The organism is Sphingosinicella microcystinivorans (assembly GCF_003634215.1).
GTDB lineage: Bacteria > Pseudomonadota > Alphaproteobacteria > Sphingomonadales > Sphingomonadaceae > Sphingosinicella > Sphingosinicella microcystinivorans.
This window is the reverse complement of record NZ_RBWX01000008.1, coordinates 265,461-282,155: the sequence shown is the minus strand read 5'-3', so window position 1 is coordinate 282,155 and position 16,695 is coordinate 265,461. Positions and strand designations below refer to the sequence as shown.

The window sequence follows — 16,695 nt, the reverse complement described above, 5'->3', positions numbered from 1 at the left end:
GATTAACGTGCAGAGATGCTTCAGCGTTCCCCCAAACACACGCTCGCCGCCGCGCGAATCGGTACGCCCACCGGCGACATGCTCTGTGTCTGGGGTGTGGACGGCCGCGTGCGGGCGCTCGAATGGGCCGACAAGGACGACCGATTCCATACGCTTCTCGCGCGGTACCAAGGGCCGGATACTGCGCTCGAAATGCAGGAAGCGGCGCCCGCTAATGTTTCCCGTGCGCTCGTAGCTTATTTTGAAGGCGATTTCGCCGCGACGGCGGCGATCGAGGTCGATCCCGGCGGCACTGCGTTCCAGAAAGAGGCGTGGGCGGCGCTACGGCGCATCCCGCCCGGCGAGACGCGGTCCTATGCGGAGCAGGCGGCCATCATCGGCCGCCCCGCCGCTGTCCGCGCCGTGGGCGCGGCGAACGGTGCGAATCCCGTGGCCATCATCGTGCCCTGCCACCGCGTGATCGGCGCGGACGGTTCGCTCACCGGCTTTGGCGGCGGTATCGAACGCAAGCGCTGGCTGCTCGCACACGAGCGTGCGCCCGTCGCTGCGGTCCAGCCGGGGCTTTTCGGCTAGTTCAGCCTCAGCCCTGCCGGGAAAGTGCGAGTTTCAGGCCGAACGCAATGAAGACGCCGCCGGTCAGCCGGTCCATCGTCTTCACGACGCGTGGCCGCGCAAGGAATCGTCCGAGCGGGATGGTCGCGGCGATCAGCACGGCGAACCACAACATGCCGAGCACGACATGCACCCCCGCAAGAACGAAGGAAAACCCGGCCGGATCGACCCCGGTGGGGATGAACTGCGGCAGGAACGTGATGTAGAACACGCCGACCTTCGGGTTGAGCAGGTTGGTCACGAGGCCCCCAGTGAAGGCCTCGCGCGCGCTGCCTCCCGTCGTCGCATTGCCCACGGCAAGCGCGGCACGCGGCCTCAGGAGCAGGCCGACGCCCAAATAAAGAAGATAGGCCGCGCCCGCCCATTTCACGATCGTGAAGGCCGTTTCCGAGGCCGCGAGCAGCGCCCCGAGCCCCAGCGAGACGGCACCGCCCCAGATCAGGCAGCCAAGCCCGATGCCGATCGCCGCGAAAACCGCGCTGCGCGGGCCGGTGGCAGCGTTCCGCAGCACCATCGCCGTATCGACGCCGGGTGTCAGCGTCAGCACGGTCGCGGCGGCGGTGAAGGCGATCAGGGATTGTGTGATGGTCATGATGCAGTGTCTAGAACGACTGGTGAAGCCAGTACAGCGCCATGCATGTGTGTTGTTGCACTTGCTCTCCACGCCCCGCCCCGCTATAGCGCGCCCTTCGAAAAACGTGACCGCCCGGCCAGTGTGGGCTGCCGAGGCGGTCTTATAGCGTTTCAAGGAGACGGAAATGCCCAAGCTCAAGACGAAGAGCGGCGTCAAGAAGCGGTTGAAAATCACCGCGACTGGCAAGCTCAAGCACGGCGTCGCTGGCAAGCGCCACCGGCTTATCAGCCACAATTCCAAGTACATCCGCCAAAACCGCGGCACCGACGTGCTGGCCGACTGCGAGACCAAGAAGGTCTTGAAGCAGTGGGCGCCTTACGGCCTGAAGTAGGAGGATAGTCCATGGCACGTGTCAAACGCGGCGTAACCACGCACGCCAAGCACAAGAAGCTTCTGAAGGCAGCCAAGGGCTATTATGGCCGCCGGAAGAACACGATCCGCATCGCGCGTCAGGCTGTCGAAAAGGCCGGTCAGTACGCTTATCGCGACCGGAAGGTTAAGAAGCGGAATTTCCGCGCACTCTGGATTCAGCGTATCAACGCCGCTGTCCGCGAAGAAGGCCTCACGTATGGCCGGTTCATGCACGGCCTGAAGCTGGCCGGTGTCGAGCTGGACCGCAAGGTGCTCGCCGATCTCGCCGTCCACGAGGGCGAAGCGTTTAAGGTCATCGTCAAGCAGGCAGAAGCTGCGCTCGCGAAGGCCGCGTAACAAACGCGAACCAAAGCAATGGTAAGGCGCGGCGCTGCTCACGGCAGCGGCCGCGCCTTTTTCTTTCATGGAACCGGGGTTCAACGATGTCCGACCTTTCCGCTGAGCAGAGCGAGTGGCTCGCCAAAATCGCCGCCGCGTCTGATGCCGCCGCTGTAGAGGCGCTGCGCGTCGCTGCGCTCGGCAAGTCCGGCGCGATCACGCAGAAGCTGAAGGCGCTCGGCCAGATGGACCCCGAGGCGCGCAAAGTCGCGGGTGCGGCGCTCAACGTGCTACGTGAAGCGGTGTCGGCTGCGCTGTCAGCGCGCAAGGATTCCCTTGAAGCGGCCGAACTCGACGCGAAGCTCGCGGCTGAAGCCGTGGATGTTACGCTTCCGGTTGAGCCCGCCCGGCTCGGCACCGTCCACCCGGTGTCGCAGGTGATGGACGAGCTTGCCGAAATCTTCGCCGACCTCGGCTTCGCCGTAGCGACTGGCCCGGAGATCGAGGACGACTGGCACAATTTCACCGCGCTCAACATCCCGGAATCGCACCCGGCGCGGGCTATGCACGACACCTTCTATTTCCCGGAGCAACTCGCGAAGGAAGGCCGCCGCTTTCTGCTGCGCACGCACACCTCGCCCGTGCAAATCCGTACGATGATGAGCCAGGAGCCGCCCATCCGGATCATCGCACCGGGCCGTGTCTATCGTTCGGATTCGGATGCGACACACACGCCGATGTTCCACCAGGTCGAAGGCCTCGTCATCGATCGGGGCATCCACATGGGGCACCTCAAGTGGACGTTGGAAACATTCATCAAGGCCTTCTTCGAGGTCGATGACGTGACGCTGCGTTTCCGCCCCAGCTACTTCCCCTTCACCGAACCCTCGGCCGAGGTCGATGTCGGCTGTTCGTGGGAGGGCGGCACGCTCAAGATCGGTGGCGAGTCCTCGTGGCTTGAAATTCTCGGCTCGGGCATGGTGCATCCGCGCGTCATCTCCGCCTGCGGGCTCGACCCCGAAGAGTGGCAGGGCTTCGCCTTCGGTGTCGGCATCGATCGCCTGGCGATGCTCAAATACGGCATGACCGACCTTCGCGCCTTCTTTGACGGCGATGTGCGCTGGCTGAAGCACTACGGCTTCTCGCCACTCGCCGTACCCACGCTTTCGGGAGGAGTCGGCGCATGAAGTTCACGCTTTCGTGGCTGAAGGACCACCTCGACACCGCCGCTTCGCTTGAAGAGATCGTGCTTGGCCTCACCCGTGTCGGGCTTGAGGTCGAGGGCGTCGATAACCCCGCCGATCGTCTCGCGCCGTTCCGCGTCGCGAAGATTCTGGAGGCTGCGCCGCATCCGCAGGCGGACAAGCTCCAGGTCTTGAAGGTGGATACCGGCACCGGCGAGCCCCTGCAGGTTGTCTGCGGCGCCCCCAATGCGCGCGCAGGCCTTTACGGCGTGTTCGCCGCCCCCGGCACCTATGTCCCCGGCATCGACGTGACCTTGAAAGTCGCGGCGATCCGCGGCGTCGAATCGCACGGTATGATGTGTTCGGAGCGCGAGCTTGAGCTGTCCGACGCGCACACCGGCATCATCGATCTTGCCGGCGAACCCGCCGTTGGCACGCCGTTCGCGGAAGTGCTCGGTCTCGACGATCCCGTCATCGAGGTTGCGGTGACACCGAACCGCCAGGATTGCATGGGCGTGCGCGGCATCGCGCGTGATCTCGCTGCGCTCGGCCTCGGCACCTTGAAGCCCGGCACGGTCGAAAGCGTCGACGGCGGCTACGATTGCCCGGTCGAGATCCGCACAGACGATCCCGAAGGCTGCCCGGCCTTCTTCGGTCGCGTCGTGCGCGGGGTAAAGAACGGTCCGTCGCCGGCGTGGCTCCAACGCCGCCTCACCGCGATCGGCCTGCGCCCGATCTCCGCGCTCGTCGACATCACGAACTTCATCACCTTCGATCGCGGTCGCCCCTTGCACGTCTACGACCTTGCGAAGCTCTCCGGCGCCGTCGTCGCCCGCCGCGCGGCGGAGGGCGAGAGCGTCGTGGCGCTCAACGGCAAGACCTACGCGCTTACACCGGAGATGACCGTCATCGCCGACGCGCGCGAGGTCCACGACATCGCCGGTATCATGGGCGGCGAGCATTCGGGCGTCGAGACCGAGACGACCGATATTCTCATCGAGTGCGCATACTTCGACCCGCAGCGTATCGGTCGTACGGGTCGTGCCCTCGGCCTCACCTCCGACGCCCGGACCCGCTTCGAACGCGGTGTCGACCCTGCCTTCCTGGAAGGCGGCCTCCAGCTCGCCACCCGCCTGGTCCTCGACCTGTGCGGCGGCGATCCCAGCCGCGAACTCCGCGCCGGCCAGCCCCCCGTGATCGCCCCGCAGGTCAACTACACGCCCGACCTCACCAAGCGTCTCACCGGCGTCACCGTCGATCCGGCGGAGCAGGCCGAAATACTCGCCGCACTCGGCTTCATGGTCGAGACGGGCGACACGTGGTGCATCACCGCCCCGTCGTGGCGCCGCGATGTCGATGGTGCTGCCGACATCGTCGAGGAGGTCGTCCGCATCTCCGGCTTCGACGCGATCCCCTCCACCCCGCTCGCCCGCGCCGAGGGAGTCGCGAAGCCCACCGCCACGCCCGCCCAACTCACCGAACGCACCCTGCGCCGCGCCGCCGCCGCACGCGGTCTGGATGAGGCCGTCACATGGAGCTTCATCGCGCCGCAGGATGCCGAGAGCTTCGGAGGCGGGGTGTTCGTGCTCGAAAACCCGATCTCCGCCGACCTCGCCGTCATGCGCCCGTCGCTCCTCCCTGGCCTCGTTGCTGCAGCGCGGCGCAACAGCGACCGCGGTGCAGCCTCGATCCGCCTGTTCGAACTCGGACGCCGCTATCTCGGCGAGGGCGAGCGGCTGACGCTAGGCCTCGTTCTTGCCGGAGCGCGTCAGGAAAAGGACTGGCGCGACGGCGCGGCCAAGGGCTTCGATGTGTTCGACGCGAAGGCCGAAGTTCTGGCGTTGCTCGCGGCTGCCGGTGCGCCCGTGGAGCGGGCGCAGGCTTTCACGGGTGCGAGCGCATGGTATCATCCAGGCCGTTCGGCAAAGCTCGGCCTGGGCCCCAAGACGATCCTCGCCGAGTTCGGCGAGCTTCACCCCCGCCTCGCGCGCGCATTCGATCTTCAGGGTCGGGTCGCGGTCGCAGAGATTTTCCTCGACGCGATTCCCGCGCCCCGCGGCAAGCGCGGTCGGGCCGTCTATTCGCCTCCGGCGCTACAGGCGGTGACGCGCGATTTCGCCTTCGTTGCGGACAAGGCGCTGGCGGCGGACACGCTGCTCCGCGCGGTGCAGAAAGCTGAGCCGAAGCGCATAACGGCGGTTCGCCTCTTCGACCTGTTCGAGGGCGCGGGCATCGAGCCGGGCAAGCGCTCGCTTGCTATACGCGCGACGCTACAGCCCGACGAGCGCAGCTTCACCGAAGAGGAACTCTCCGCGATTGCCGGAAAGATCGTCGAGGCGGCGCGTGCCGTCGGTGGAGAGCTGCGCGAATAGAGAATTTCGTTTCGTCGCAAGCACGGATTGTTAACCATCGGGGTCTGTTATAGCGTTTCGGCCTCGGCAGTTCCGCCGCCCGGAGTTCACCGTATGCCGCTTCTGCATTTTCTGGAAGGCGGCGGAAAGATGGGCGACGCTATCCGCGCATTCGATTGGTCGACAACACCTCTCGGGCCTGCGAAGGACTGGTCTCCTACGCTGAAGTCGGCTGTTGCTCTGGTGCTGAGTTCGCGTTTTCCAAAGTGCCTCGTCTGGGGCACCGAACTGATCTGTATCTACAACGACGCCTTCGAGCCCATTCTAGGCAGCAAGCCGGCGGCACTGGGGAGGCCGTTCAACGAGGTCTGGTCGGAAGTCTGGAGCGAGATCGGACCAATTGTGGAGCGCGCCTTCGAAGGCGAGGCCACGTTCATCGAGGATTTCGCTATCACGCTAAACCGCCACGGCTATCCTGAGCAGGCGTGGTTCACATTCTGCTACAGCCCGGTGCGAGATGAGTGGGGCAATGTTGTCGGCATGATAGATACGGTCATCGAGACGACTGCCATGATCGAAGCGCAGCGCCACGCCATGCTTCTCAATCAGGAACTCGCGCATCGCATGAAGAATATGTTCGCGGTCGTTTCTGCCGTGATCGATCAGACGTTTCGCACATCCTCCCCTGAAGATTCACGGAAGCTCATTGCACAACGTTTGCAGGCACTGGGACATGCGCACGACATATTGACCCGGTCCCGCTGGAGCGATGCGCCGCTCAAGGACATCGTGGAGCAAGCGCTCCGACCCCATGGGAACGCTGAGGCTATCCGTCTGAGTGGGCCGTCGATTTATCTCTCCGCCGACCAGTCGCTATCCATGGCGCTTGCTGTGCATGAACTTGCGACAAACGCCACAAAATATGGCGCACTTTCAGTGCCCTCCGGGAAAATTGACATTCGATGGCAAGCAGGCAGAGCTGGTACGGACGATCCATTTGCGTTTGAATGGATAGAGGTAGATGGCCCTCCCGTCGCTTTGCCGAAACGCCGGGGCTTCGGATCACGCCTTCTAAACCGGGCGCTCGCGCCGCAGTTTGGTGGAGCCGTCGGTGTGATGTACCGCCCCGAAGGCCTGCACTTTACGCTTCAAACGACCATGAAGCGGCTAAGGACGGAGACTTCTGCGGCCGCATAGTGGAAGGCGGATTTGTGGGGTTTTTCGTGCCTCGGCGGGCCGCCTGATAATTTTTCTTAAGGTTCGGTCGGTAACCATGTGACCATGCCTTTGTCCCGCGCTCTCGAGCCGCTCACGGTGCTTGCGCAAAAGCGCAAGCCTTTGCTGTGGTTGATGCTCGTGTCAGGGCTCATGGGGATTGCCGCGTTCATGGAGCCGGTGGACCTTGCGCTTCTCACCCTACGCAACAAGATCCGCGCCCAGCCGGTGAGCGGCGAGGTGGTCGTGGTTGGCGTTGACGATGAGGCGATCGCGACCACTGGCCCTTGGCCCTGGAACCGTGCGCGCCTCGCTGCGCTCACCGATCGGCTTTTTGAGTCCGGTGCCGACCGGGTATTCTTCGATCTCTATCTGCCACCACTCGAACCCAAGGGAGACCGCGCGTTTGCAGAGGTCATAGATCGGCATCCGGGTGCTGTGTTCCTGGCCAGCACGAACGATTACGCCGCCGATGGCAAGGCGCGCGTCCTTGAACCGTCCAGCCTCGGGGACACCGCCGAGGTGGTCTCGACGATGAAGTTCCTGCGGTACTGGAACGGTGTGCCGGATCTTGCGTATCGGCAGGTTATCGGAGACCGAGTGCGCAGGTCGATGGAGACGGCGATCGCCGGAATTGACGGTCGGCTCGGCGAGAAATTCCCTATCGACTATTCCTATACGCTGGCATCGATTCCCTATGCGAGTGCGGCCGATGTGATCACCGGGCGATCAGAACTCGACGTCAAGGGGCGTACGGTCGTGGTGGGGCTCAACTCGAAAACGCTTTCGACACGACTTGCTGTGCCCGGGCAGGGGCACGCGACGAGCGTTTTCGTTACTGTTCTTGGGGCGGAAACGCTGAAGGCGGGCCGACCTGCCGTGCTTGGCTGGTGGCCGCTTTGGATGTTGGCTGTCGCTGTATCCACGGCGCTGCTCTACGGCAGCAATCGGCTTAAATGGATGCTCGGTGTTCCCGGCCTCTCCATGCTTGTGGTGCTGCCGCTGGTCCTTGAACATGCCCATGTGTTCGTGGAAGTGGCACCCGCACTGCTTCTGGCTGTCGGCTCGCTCGTCGTATTTGCATGGCAGCAGGTGCTCGAACGCCGGCGAGAGCTTGGTCTCGTGCATCCCGTTTCGGGTCTCCCCACCGTCAACGCGATGCTTCGCCGCGAGGATCTCATCTCGTCAGAGCTCTTGATCGCCGCGCGTGTGCGCCGCTTTGCCGATATCGTCAGTACGCTGCCCCCTGATTTCGAGCACGAACTCACCAAGCTCATCGCGGCGCGCCTGTCGATCGGTACGACCGGCGCGCAGCTCTGGCACGGTGACGACGGCAATTTCGTCTGGCTGACCAACGCTGCGGAACTTGAACTAGTCGTGGACCAGTTCAAGGCTATGCAACTGATCTTCCGCAGCCCCATCAAGGTTGCCGAGCGCAGCTATGATGTGGACGTTGCCTTTGGGATTGATCGCGAAACCGCCCTGCCGATGTCGCACCGCCTGGCCAGCGCCCTTGCGGCCGCTCACGCAGCGAGCGAGGAAGGCGTCTGCTGGATGGTGCACGACCCAGCGACGGCGAAGGCCAAGGAATGGAAGCTGTCGCTGCTCGGTGAACTCGATGATGCGCTCGAAGCGGGTCACATCTGGGTTGCCTATCAGCCGCAGCTCGATCTCAGAACGGCGGTGATCAGCGGCGCAGAAGCGCTGGTGCGCTGGACGCATCCTGTGCGCGGCCCCATCAGTCCGATGGATTTCGTGGAGATCGCCGAGCGCAACGGCCGAATCGGGAAGGTCACCGCCTTCGTTCTCGATCGCGCCGGTGCAGTGACGCGCGATGTTCTTCGTCGCAATCCGGCATTCCGAATGTCGGTCAACCTATCGCCGAGCGAACTCTCGTCCAGCATGATCGTGGATGTCGTGAGGTCCGTACTCGCACGCTATCAAATCCCTCCGGATGCTCTCGTTCTGGAAATCACGGAGACGGCCGCGATCGCCGAGGGGCAAGCAGCGCTTGCGACCCTCAATGAGCTGCGTATGCTCGGCATCGGGATCGCCATTGATGATTATGGCACAGGCATGTCGACGCTGGAGTATCTGCGCAAAATCCCGGCGACAGAACTCAAGATCGATCGCCGTTTCACCAACGCACTTCTAGATGGGCCTGCAGACCGCGCAGTCATGGTGTCGACCATAGAGCTTGCGCATATCCTGGGGCTGGAGGTGGTTGCGGAAGGGATCGAAACGCCCGAGCAGCTGTTCGCGCTCGCGCAGATTCGCTGCGATCGCGGCCAAGGCTACCACATCGCGAGGCCTATGGAGGATTCCGACCTCAAGGAGATGATCGCCTATCCCGCCAAAGTTAAGGCAAATGGTTAACTTTGGCGGTTAATGCTTGTAAACCATATTCGTTAAGCATAAATACCAGCAAGGCAGCTTGCCATAACTGTGATGCTGGGGAACAAATATGCGTACGAATACGACTCGTAAGCCGGCTCAGCCCGCGAAGGGTTTTTGGGATTGGCTGTTTGGCGGCAGCTACCTCTAGGCGCTGCAGTTCAGGAGCGGCGTAGCTGCCGCTCCCAACAAGAAAAGCCCCCTCCGCGGGGGCTTTTTTATTGCCCTTGACCGGCCCGTCTCCGTTTTCGGGCGTATTCGTTGCAGACGAGCAGGCAGAGGGATAGGTTACGGGCATGACGGATGCAGAACCGCCGCCGCCGCCGCGCCGTCGCGCGATGAAGCCGCAGTCGCTGGAGCTTGGCGGGCGTACGCTCCATCCGTCTACGTTAATGATGGGATATGGCTATGATCCGGCCCTGTCCGAAGGCTCACTGAAGCCGCCGATCTTCCTTACCTCCACCTATGTTTTCGAAAGCGCGGCGGATGGTAAGCGGTTCTTCGAGGGCATTATCGGTCGGCGCCCGGGCGGCGCCGAGGGGCTCGTCTATGGCCGTTTCAATGGCCCCGATCAGGAAATTCTGGAAGACCGGCTGGCGCTGTGGGAAGGCGCGGAGGATGCGCTCGTATTCTCCACCGGTATGTCGGCCATCACCACGGCGCTGATAGCCTACGTACGGCCCGGCGATATCATCGTGCATTCCGCACCACTTTATGCGGCGACCGAGAAACTGATCGATGCCGTGATCGGCAAGTTTTCGGTGGGCTGGATGGATTTTCGCGCGTCGGCGAGTTGGGAGGCGATCGAGGCGACGTTACGCGCGGCGAAGGCCAAGGGGCGTGTTTCGGTGATCTACCTCGAAAGCCCGGCAAACCCGACGAACGACCTCGTCGACATCGAGGCGGTCGCTGCCGCGCGCGATGCGGTGTTCGCCGAAGACGAGACGCCGGTCATCATGTGTGACAACACATTTCTCGGCCCCGTCTTTCAGGCGCCGACGCGGCATGGTGCGGACATCTCGCTTTACTCGCTGACCAAATATGTGGGCGGACATTCCGATCTGGTCGGCGGGGCGTGCATCGGGACCAAGGCTGCGCTCGCGCCGATCCTGGCGCTGCGCAATACCATCGGGACGATCACGGATCCGCACACGTCGTGGATGCTGCTGCGCAGCCTGGAGACGGTGCAGCTTCGGATGGAGCGGGCGGAGGCGAATGCGCGGACGCTCTGTGGTTTCCTGCGGGACCATCCGAAGATCGAGCGTGTGGGGTATCTGGGGTTCCTGGAGCCGGGGAGTGCGCAGCGGGACATATACGACCGGCACTGTTCGGGGGCGGGTTCGACGTTTTCGGTGATCGTGAAGGGCGGGGAAGCGGAGGCGTTTCGGTTGCTGGACAACTTGAAGCTGGTGAAGCTTGCCGTCTCGCTCGGCGGGACGGAGAGCCTGGCGAGTCATCCGGCGGCGATGACGCATCTGTCGGTGCCGGATGCGCGGAAGGCGGAGCTGGGGATCAGCGACAATCTGGTTCGGGTGTCGATCGGGGTTGAGCATGTAGACGATCTAGTCGCGGACTTCAGGCAAGCGCTGGAGGCTGTTTGAGTAACCTAATACAGTATTCTGTTTTCGACATGGACAGGACAATCACACAGGGCGGATCCTATTCGCCCTGGCTGATCTACTGGGCGTGGCACGAGGCGCCGTGGCGGCTGGCCTTCCTGCCGCTGTCGCTGCTGGCGGGCGCGGCGTATGTCGGCAAGCTGGTGAGCCGGGGGCGGCTGAAGGAGATCAACCACCGGCTGCTGATGGGCCGGCGCGTGCCGATGGACCGGATCGCGCCGCGCGCGGAGGGCTTTGCGCGCTGGATGGTGCCGGGGCGCACGTTCCGGGGCGCGCAGGCGCGGATCGACGCGGAGACGGCGGAAGGGCGCACCGTGGTGATCGCGACGGCATCCTACACGTTCTATGTCCACGCCATCGCCGCGCGGCTGGGCGTGAAACACGTGATCGGCACGAAATCGCAGCGCGACGCATCGGGCGCGGTGCTGGCCCGGCTGGACGGCGAAAACTGCTACGACAGCGCGAAGCGCGACATGGTGGCCGAGGCGCTGCCGCCGCGCGAAACGCTGCACGTGCGCTTCTTTTCTGACCACCACAGCGACGCGCCGATGTTCGAATGGTCGGACGAAGGCTTCGCGATCAACCCGACGCCGAAGCTGCGCGCGCTCGCCGAAACGCGCGGCTGGCAGATCATCGACTGGGACTAAAGAAAAGGGCGGGCAACCTTTCGGCGCCCGCCCTTCCTTGACCGTTCGGCCCTGACCGAAGCCAGGCCTTAAGCGGCGAGGTTCCGCAGCACGTAGTGCAGAATGCCGCCGTTGCGGAAGTATTCCAGCTCGTTGTTCGTATCGATGCGGCAGCGCGCCACGAACGAACCCGTGCTGCCGTCGGCACGGGTGAAGTTCACCGTGACCTCCTGACGCGGCTGCAGGCTGGCGACGCCATCGATGCTGAACAGCTCGTTGCCCGTGAGGCCGAGCGTTTCAGCGCTGTCGCTGCCCTGGAACTGCAGCGGCAGAACGCCCATGCCGACGAGGTTCGAGCGGTGAATACGCTCGTAGCTTTCCGCGATCACGCAGCGCACGCCAAGGAGCGTCGTGCCCTTCGCGGCCCAGTCGCGCGAGGAGCCGGTGCCGTATTCCTTGCCCGCGAGAACGACGAGCGGCGTGCCCTCCGCCTTGTAGCGCATCGCCGCATCATAGATCGCAAGCTGTTCGCCCGAAGGGATGTGCTTCGTGACACCGCCCTCGACACCCGGAAGCATCTTGTTCTTGATGCGGATGTTCGCGAACGTGCCGCGCATCATCACTTCGTGGTTGCCGCGGCGCGAGCCGTAGGAGTTGAAGTCGGCGCGGCTCACCTGATGCTCGGTGAGATAGGTGCCGGCCGGGGAATCGGCCTTGATCGAACCCGCCGGCGAGATGTGATCGGTGGTGATCGAGTCGCCGAACACGGCGAGCGCGCGGGCGTTCACAATGTCTACAAGCGGCTTCGGCGTCATCGAGAGGCCTTCGAAGTACGGCGGGTTCTGCACGTAGGTGGAGACCGACGAGAAGCTGTAGGTGCGGCCGCCGGTCACGTCGATCGCTTGCCACTGCGCATCGCCCTTGAAGACGTGGGCGTAGCGGGCCTTGAACATGTCCGCATCGAGCGAGGACTCGACGGTGGAGCGAACCTCGTGGTTGGTCGGCCAGATATCCTTCAGGAACACCGGCTGCCCATCCGAACCCGTGCCGACCGGCTCCACGGCGAGGTTCTTGCGAACCGTGCCCGCGAGCGCATAGGCGACGACGAGCGGCGGCGAGGCGAGGTAGTTGGCGCGCACGTCCTGCGAGACGCGGCCTTCGAAGTTGCGGTTGCCCGAAAGGACGGACGCGGCGACGATGTCGCCGTCGTTCACGGCCTTCGAGATCGGCGCCGGGAGCGGCCCGGAGTTGCCGATGCAGGTGGTGCAGCCGTAGCCGACGAGATCGAAGCCGATCGCATCGAGATCGGACTGCAGGCCCGCCTTTTCGAGATAATCGGTGACGACCTGCGAGCCGGGCGCGAGCGAGGTCTTCACCCACGGCTGACGCGTCAGGCCCTTGGCGCGGGCCTTCTTCGCGACGAGACCGGCGGCGACGAGCACATCCGGGTTCGAAGTGTTGGTGCAGCTCGTGATCGCGGCGATCACCACGTCGCCGTGGCCGATATCGTGGTTCGCGCCTTCAACCTTCACGCGCTTCTTCGCGTCCGCGACCTTGAAGCTGTTCGCCAGCTCGGCTTCGAAACCGGCGGCGAGGTCTTCGAGGAGCACGCGGTCCTGCGGGCGGCGCGGACCGGCGAGGCTGGGGCGCACTTCCGAAAGATCGAGGCCGAGCGTGTCGGTGAACACAGGGTCCGGCGTGGAGGCATCGCGCCACATGCCCTGCGCCTTCGCATAGGCTTCCACCATTTCGCAGCGCCAGTCTTCACGGCCGGTGAAGCGCATGTAGCGGATCGTTTCCGCGTCGATCGGGAAGAAGCCGCAGGTGGCGCCGTATTCGGGCGCCATGTTGGCGATCGTGGCGCGGTCGGCGAGGCTCAGCGCATCGAGACCGGGGCCGTAGAACTCCACGAAACGGCCGACGACGCCCTTCGCGCGCAGCATCTGCGTGACGGTGAGCACGAGATCGGTGGCGGTGATGCCTTCCGGCAGCTTGCCGGTGAGCTTGAAGCCGACGACTTCGGGGATGAGCATGGAGACGGGCTGGCCGAGCATCGCGGCCTCAGCCTCGATACCGCCGACGCCCCAGCCGAGGACGCCGAGGCCGTTCACCATCGTGGTGTGCGAGTCGGTGCCCACCAGCGTATCGGGGTAAGCGACGGTGGCGCCGCTCGCGTCTTCCGAGGTCCACACCGCCTGCGCCAGATATTCCAGGTTCACCTGGTGGCAGATGCCCGTTCCCGGCGGCACGACGCGGAAGTTGCGGAACGCCTGCGCGCCCCACTTCAGGAACTTGTAGCGTTCCATGTTGCGCTCGTATTCCAGCGCGACGTTCTGCCCGAAGGCCTTGGGCGTGCCGAACTCGTCCACCATCACCGAGTGATCGATGACGAGATCGACGGGGACGAGCGGATTGATCTTTTCGGCGTCCGCGCCGAGCTTCGCCATCGCATCGCGCATCGCGGCGAGATCGACGACGGCCGGAACGCCGGTGAAATCCTGCATCAGCACGCGCGCGGGGCGATACTGGATCTCGCGCTCGCCAAGGTTGGCGTTCAGGAAGGAGCGGAAGGCTTCAACGTCGCCTTCGGTGACGGTGTCGCCGTCTTCGAAGCGCAGCATGTTTTCCAGCAGCACCTTCATGGAGAAGGGCAGCGCCGAGAAATCGCCGAAGCGCTCTGCGGCGGCGGGGATCGAATAATATGCGAATTCGCGGCCGCTGACATTCAGCGTGCGGCGGGTGTTCAGGCTGTCGCGTCCGGTGGCGGTCATCTTCACGATCCCCTTGTCTTGCCATTCAGGCCCGGCCGTACGCGCCTATTGCAGCGCAGCAACCGCCGGAGTCGGGGCTGCTTTAACGAAGGGGAGCCGGGTTGGGAAGGGGACGAAAGTCGCAGAGAGGCTTGTCAAAATGTTGACTGAAGTGAAAATCAGATAAATAAAACTTACGAGAAAATCCTTATCTATTAAATATATCCTCATCGAATCTAGATAAGTCTCACGTTGGGCGCGGTATTGTCGCTATCAATCTTTAACGCAGGCCAGAACGCTCGATTAATCTCAAAAATTTCGTCATCAAGATTTCGTTTTCCGCGCAATTGATCGATTACGTGGCTATTATACTCAACTTCATAAATAAACGTGGCCAATCCATTATCGTCAACAACTCCTAGAACTCCGTACCAAATCATTATTTCTATAATATCTGAATGCTCCTTCTCTATAAACCCCCTAGAGAGCAAAGATAATGATATGGATATCCTTGAAGTTCTGTGTTTCATTCCACGCATGCAAAATACAGCATCATAATATTCTGGCTTAACATCTCTGATTTCCAAATTTGTATTTACCAACGCGTCCAACGAGAATGCCTGGTACCCGGATTTGAAATCGTCTGGCTCAATTTGACTATGACTTCGTGATGATGCCGAACCAAGGCAGCGATTTATAAAATCTATCAAATACCTTGGTCTCATAAGGCATCGATCTATAATCCAATCTAAACTCCCTCGGTCATCGACATGGGATGCAGCAATTTTCCCCCAATTTGCATTTTCAACGTTTGACGAAGAAAGTCGGTTTTTAATTATTTGCTTTAGCAAATTTCTATCGGTCCAATCGATAGCAATTTTGCCTTCTTTGCCTCTATCAGGAGTATTATCAAGAAGAAGTTCATAAATATCATTTCTCAAAAATACTAAGCAAAATGAATCTATATTAGCTTTTGATAAATTTCTTTCTATCTTCCTTCCTACTTCAATTAATGTTCTGATCATCAATAAGTCGTTTCCACTGACACCATTGGATTCCCATCCTTTGTCCAAATTATCGATCAGAACTACAAGTTTATCTTTTGTTGAAAGATATTCAGTAACATCCTTGCGCAATTCATTTATATCATGACTATAGATAATTTCCGTAATTTCAGCTCTGGAAAGATAATTGTTGGATAAATTCTTTTTTTTCTTTAGAATTATACCTATTATTTATCTCTTCCAAAAGTAAAACGGTTCTTTCAGAAAAATCCCCTTCAATAATATATTCATCACGGCCATATTTTTCTCTAAGCGTTGGAAGCAATCGACTTATTGCAGGATCTCTTCCTAAATATTTTTCGTCATAAGTGATGCAACTGTGACAAACCTCAAGTAATAAAAGATACTCCCAAAACGCGGCTACCGTATGTTCTTTTGTTCCTTCACTAAGAAAGTTAATAAGGTTATCCTTGAACTTTCTTAATTGATATCCATCCGGTTTTAGAGAAAGTATAAGGCTTTTGCGGTTCTTTCCAAGTTGGGTTGCCATTTCCGTAAAAATCGCGGTTTTTCCTGAACCCTTTCTTCCTATGACAATCCGCCCTTCACCCTCAATTGCGGCACGAAAAGCTGGGGTTTCTACAAAGTATTCGGATAGCCTGCGGAATTCGTTCTCGGCCGCAGTGCCGCCCAAGCTAATTCGCTGAATTGACGGTCCTTTTAAGGCTGTGGGTTGAGGGGCGGCTCTTTGAAGGCGTGCTAATGACGTCAAGGCAAAGGATTGAACCAGCTTCTGGACATTTTCAGGTTCTCGACCTGATTTCGCATAATCTCTAACGTCTAGAGGAAGAGATTTACTACTCATGTTTAAGAGTAGGAGTTCTCTGTCCATTCCTCTTGCCAAGCCGCTTACGAAAGCCGCTCTTAGATTGTGATTCTCAGAATCCTGTATTTCTCGTGAAACAACCGCACATAATATACCGGTAGATTCTGCTACTTGTTGAACAATGTCTCTAAGAGCCATTCGTTGGTCTTCGGTGGGATCAAAACTACGGAATTGAGTGAATGTATCGGTGAGTGCGCCGATCGCTCTGGCCATTCCCTCAAAATTTGCCCGTGTTTTCAGCAGGAAAAGTGGTTGTGCAAAATTCGCCTCATAAGAGGCTGGCAGGATCGGGCGTGGCGGCACATCAGTAGAAAGGATATCCACCAAGTCGGCCGAATTTTCGTATCGACCTTGCCCGATTGTATCGAACAGTCCCAACTCATTAAGATACGCTCCGGAACCATCCAAAGATGTATTTATTAAGCATACCGTCGGCTTTCCTCGACCGATAGAGTATCCGGCCTCAAAGAAAACGTTGAAATTGGGTACGGAAATATCAAAATAAGCTAGCTCACTTCCGTCAATGGCGCCTAAAATATTCGAATCGATGAATTCGCCAAATCTGAATACCTGCGGCCATGTTTGTACGGAATATCGTGCTAAACGACTTGAAAAATTTTTTCTTGCCGCTTCTATGGTTTGTCCCAGAAGCGGTGGTTCGGATGGGTATCCAAAAAAGCGATTTCTGTTCATAGAAGCATTGATACAACGACCGGCACGATGTGCAAAT

At 60.6% G+C, this 16,695-nt stretch carries 13 protein-coding genes; 9 read left to right on the top strand and 4 right to left on the bottom strand.

Annotated elements, in window-relative coordinates:
* The first annotated feature begins 15 nt into the window (after positions 1–15).
* Positions 16–573, top strand: coding sequence for a methylated-DNA--[protein]-cysteine S-methyltransferase (locus DFR51_RS19505; protein WP_121050727.1), 558 nt, complete (start codon positions 16–18; stop codon positions 571–573).
* Between the two features lie 7 nt (positions 574–580).
* Here the strand turns inward: DFR51_RS19505 and DFR51_RS10295 are convergent, their stop codons facing one another.
* Entirely contained in the window at positions 581–1,204 is a 624-nt protein-coding gene (locus DFR51_RS10295; protein WP_121050724.1) for a LysE family translocator, read from the bottom strand.
* Positions 1,205–1,370: 166 nt separating this feature from the next.
* On the opposite strand from DFR51_RS10295, the gene rpmI reads away from it, so the two are divergent.
* From rpmI to DFR51_RS10255, 8 genes are all read left to right on the top strand, one after another.
* A complete protein-coding gene (gene rpmI / locus DFR51_RS10290) occupies positions 1,371–1,577 on the top strand; it encodes a 50S ribosomal protein L35 (RefSeq protein ID WP_121050721.1) in 207 nt (68 codons plus the stop codon).
* Positions 1,578–1,588: 11 nt separating this feature from the next.
* Positions 1,589–1,954 (top strand): 50S ribosomal protein L20, encoded by a 366-nt coding sequence (rplT, locus tag DFR51_RS10285; protein ID WP_121050718.1) that lies wholly within the window; start codon positions 1,589–1,591, stop codon positions 1,952–1,954.
* Between the two features lie 86 nt (positions 1,955–2,040).
* The gene (gene pheS / locus DFR51_RS10280; protein ID WP_121050715.1) at positions 2,041–3,123 is read left to right on the top strand and encodes a phenylalanine--tRNA ligase subunit alpha; all 1,083 of its coding nucleotides are present in this window, start codon (positions 2,041–2,043) and stop codon (positions 3,121–3,123) included.
* The gene (gene pheT, locus DFR51_RS10275; RefSeq protein WP_121050713.1) at positions 3,120–5,492 is read left to right on the top strand and encodes a phenylalanine--tRNA ligase subunit beta; all 2,373 of its coding nucleotides are present in this window, start codon (positions 3,120–3,122) and stop codon (positions 5,490–5,492) included. The genes pheS and pheT overlap by 4 nt, the downstream gene beginning before the upstream one ends.
* A gap of 93 nt (positions 5,493–5,585) precedes the next feature.
* Positions 5,586–6,668: a sensor histidine kinase gene (locus DFR51_RS10270; RefSeq protein WP_121050710.1), complete on the top strand. Its 1,083-nt coding sequence runs from the start codon at positions 5,586–5,588 to the stop codon at positions 6,666–6,668.
* 159 nt (positions 6,669–6,827) lie between these two features.
* Positions 6,828–9,062 carry an EAL domain-containing protein gene (locus tag DFR51_RS10265; RefSeq protein WP_207790680.1) on the top strand — a complete coding sequence of 745 codons (2,235 nt, stop codon included), beginning with the start codon at positions 6,828–6,830 and terminating at the stop codon, positions 9,060–9,062.
* Positions 9,063–9,376: 314 nt separating this feature from the next.
* Positions 9,377–10,681 (top strand): cystathionine gamma-synthase family protein, encoded by a 1,305-nt coding sequence (locus DFR51_RS10260; RefSeq protein WP_121050704.1) that lies wholly within the window; start codon positions 9,377–9,379, stop codon positions 10,679–10,681.
* 29 nt (positions 10,682–10,710) lie between these two features.
* Entirely contained in the window at positions 10,711–11,346 is a 636-nt protein-coding gene (locus DFR51_RS10255) for an HAD family hydrolase (RefSeq protein ID WP_121050701.1), read from the top strand.
* Between the two features lie 68 nt (positions 11,347–11,414).
* Here the strand turns inward: DFR51_RS10255 and acnA are convergent, their stop codons facing one another.
* From acnA to DFR51_RS18810, 3 genes are all read right to left on the bottom strand, one after another.
* The gene (acnA, locus tag DFR51_RS10250) at positions 11,415–14,096 is read right to left on the bottom strand and encodes an aconitate hydratase AcnA (protein ID WP_121050698.1); all 2,682 of its coding nucleotides are present in this window, start codon (positions 14,094–14,096) and stop codon (positions 11,415–11,417) included.
* 215 nt (positions 14,097–14,311) lie between these two features.
* On the bottom strand, positions 14,312–15,211 hold the full coding sequence (locus DFR51_RS18815) for a P-loop ATPase, Sll1717 family (RefSeq protein WP_126494465.1): 900 nt from the start codon (positions 15,209–15,211) through the stop codon (positions 14,312–14,314).
* A gap of 37 nt (positions 15,212–15,248) precedes the next feature.
* Complete coding sequence (locus DFR51_RS18810) at positions 15,249–16,658, bottom strand: P-loop ATPase, Sll1717 family (protein ID WP_126494463.1); 1,410 nt, start codon at positions 16,656–16,658, stop codon at positions 15,249–15,251.
* Between the last annotated feature and the right edge of the window lie 37 nt (positions 16,659–16,695).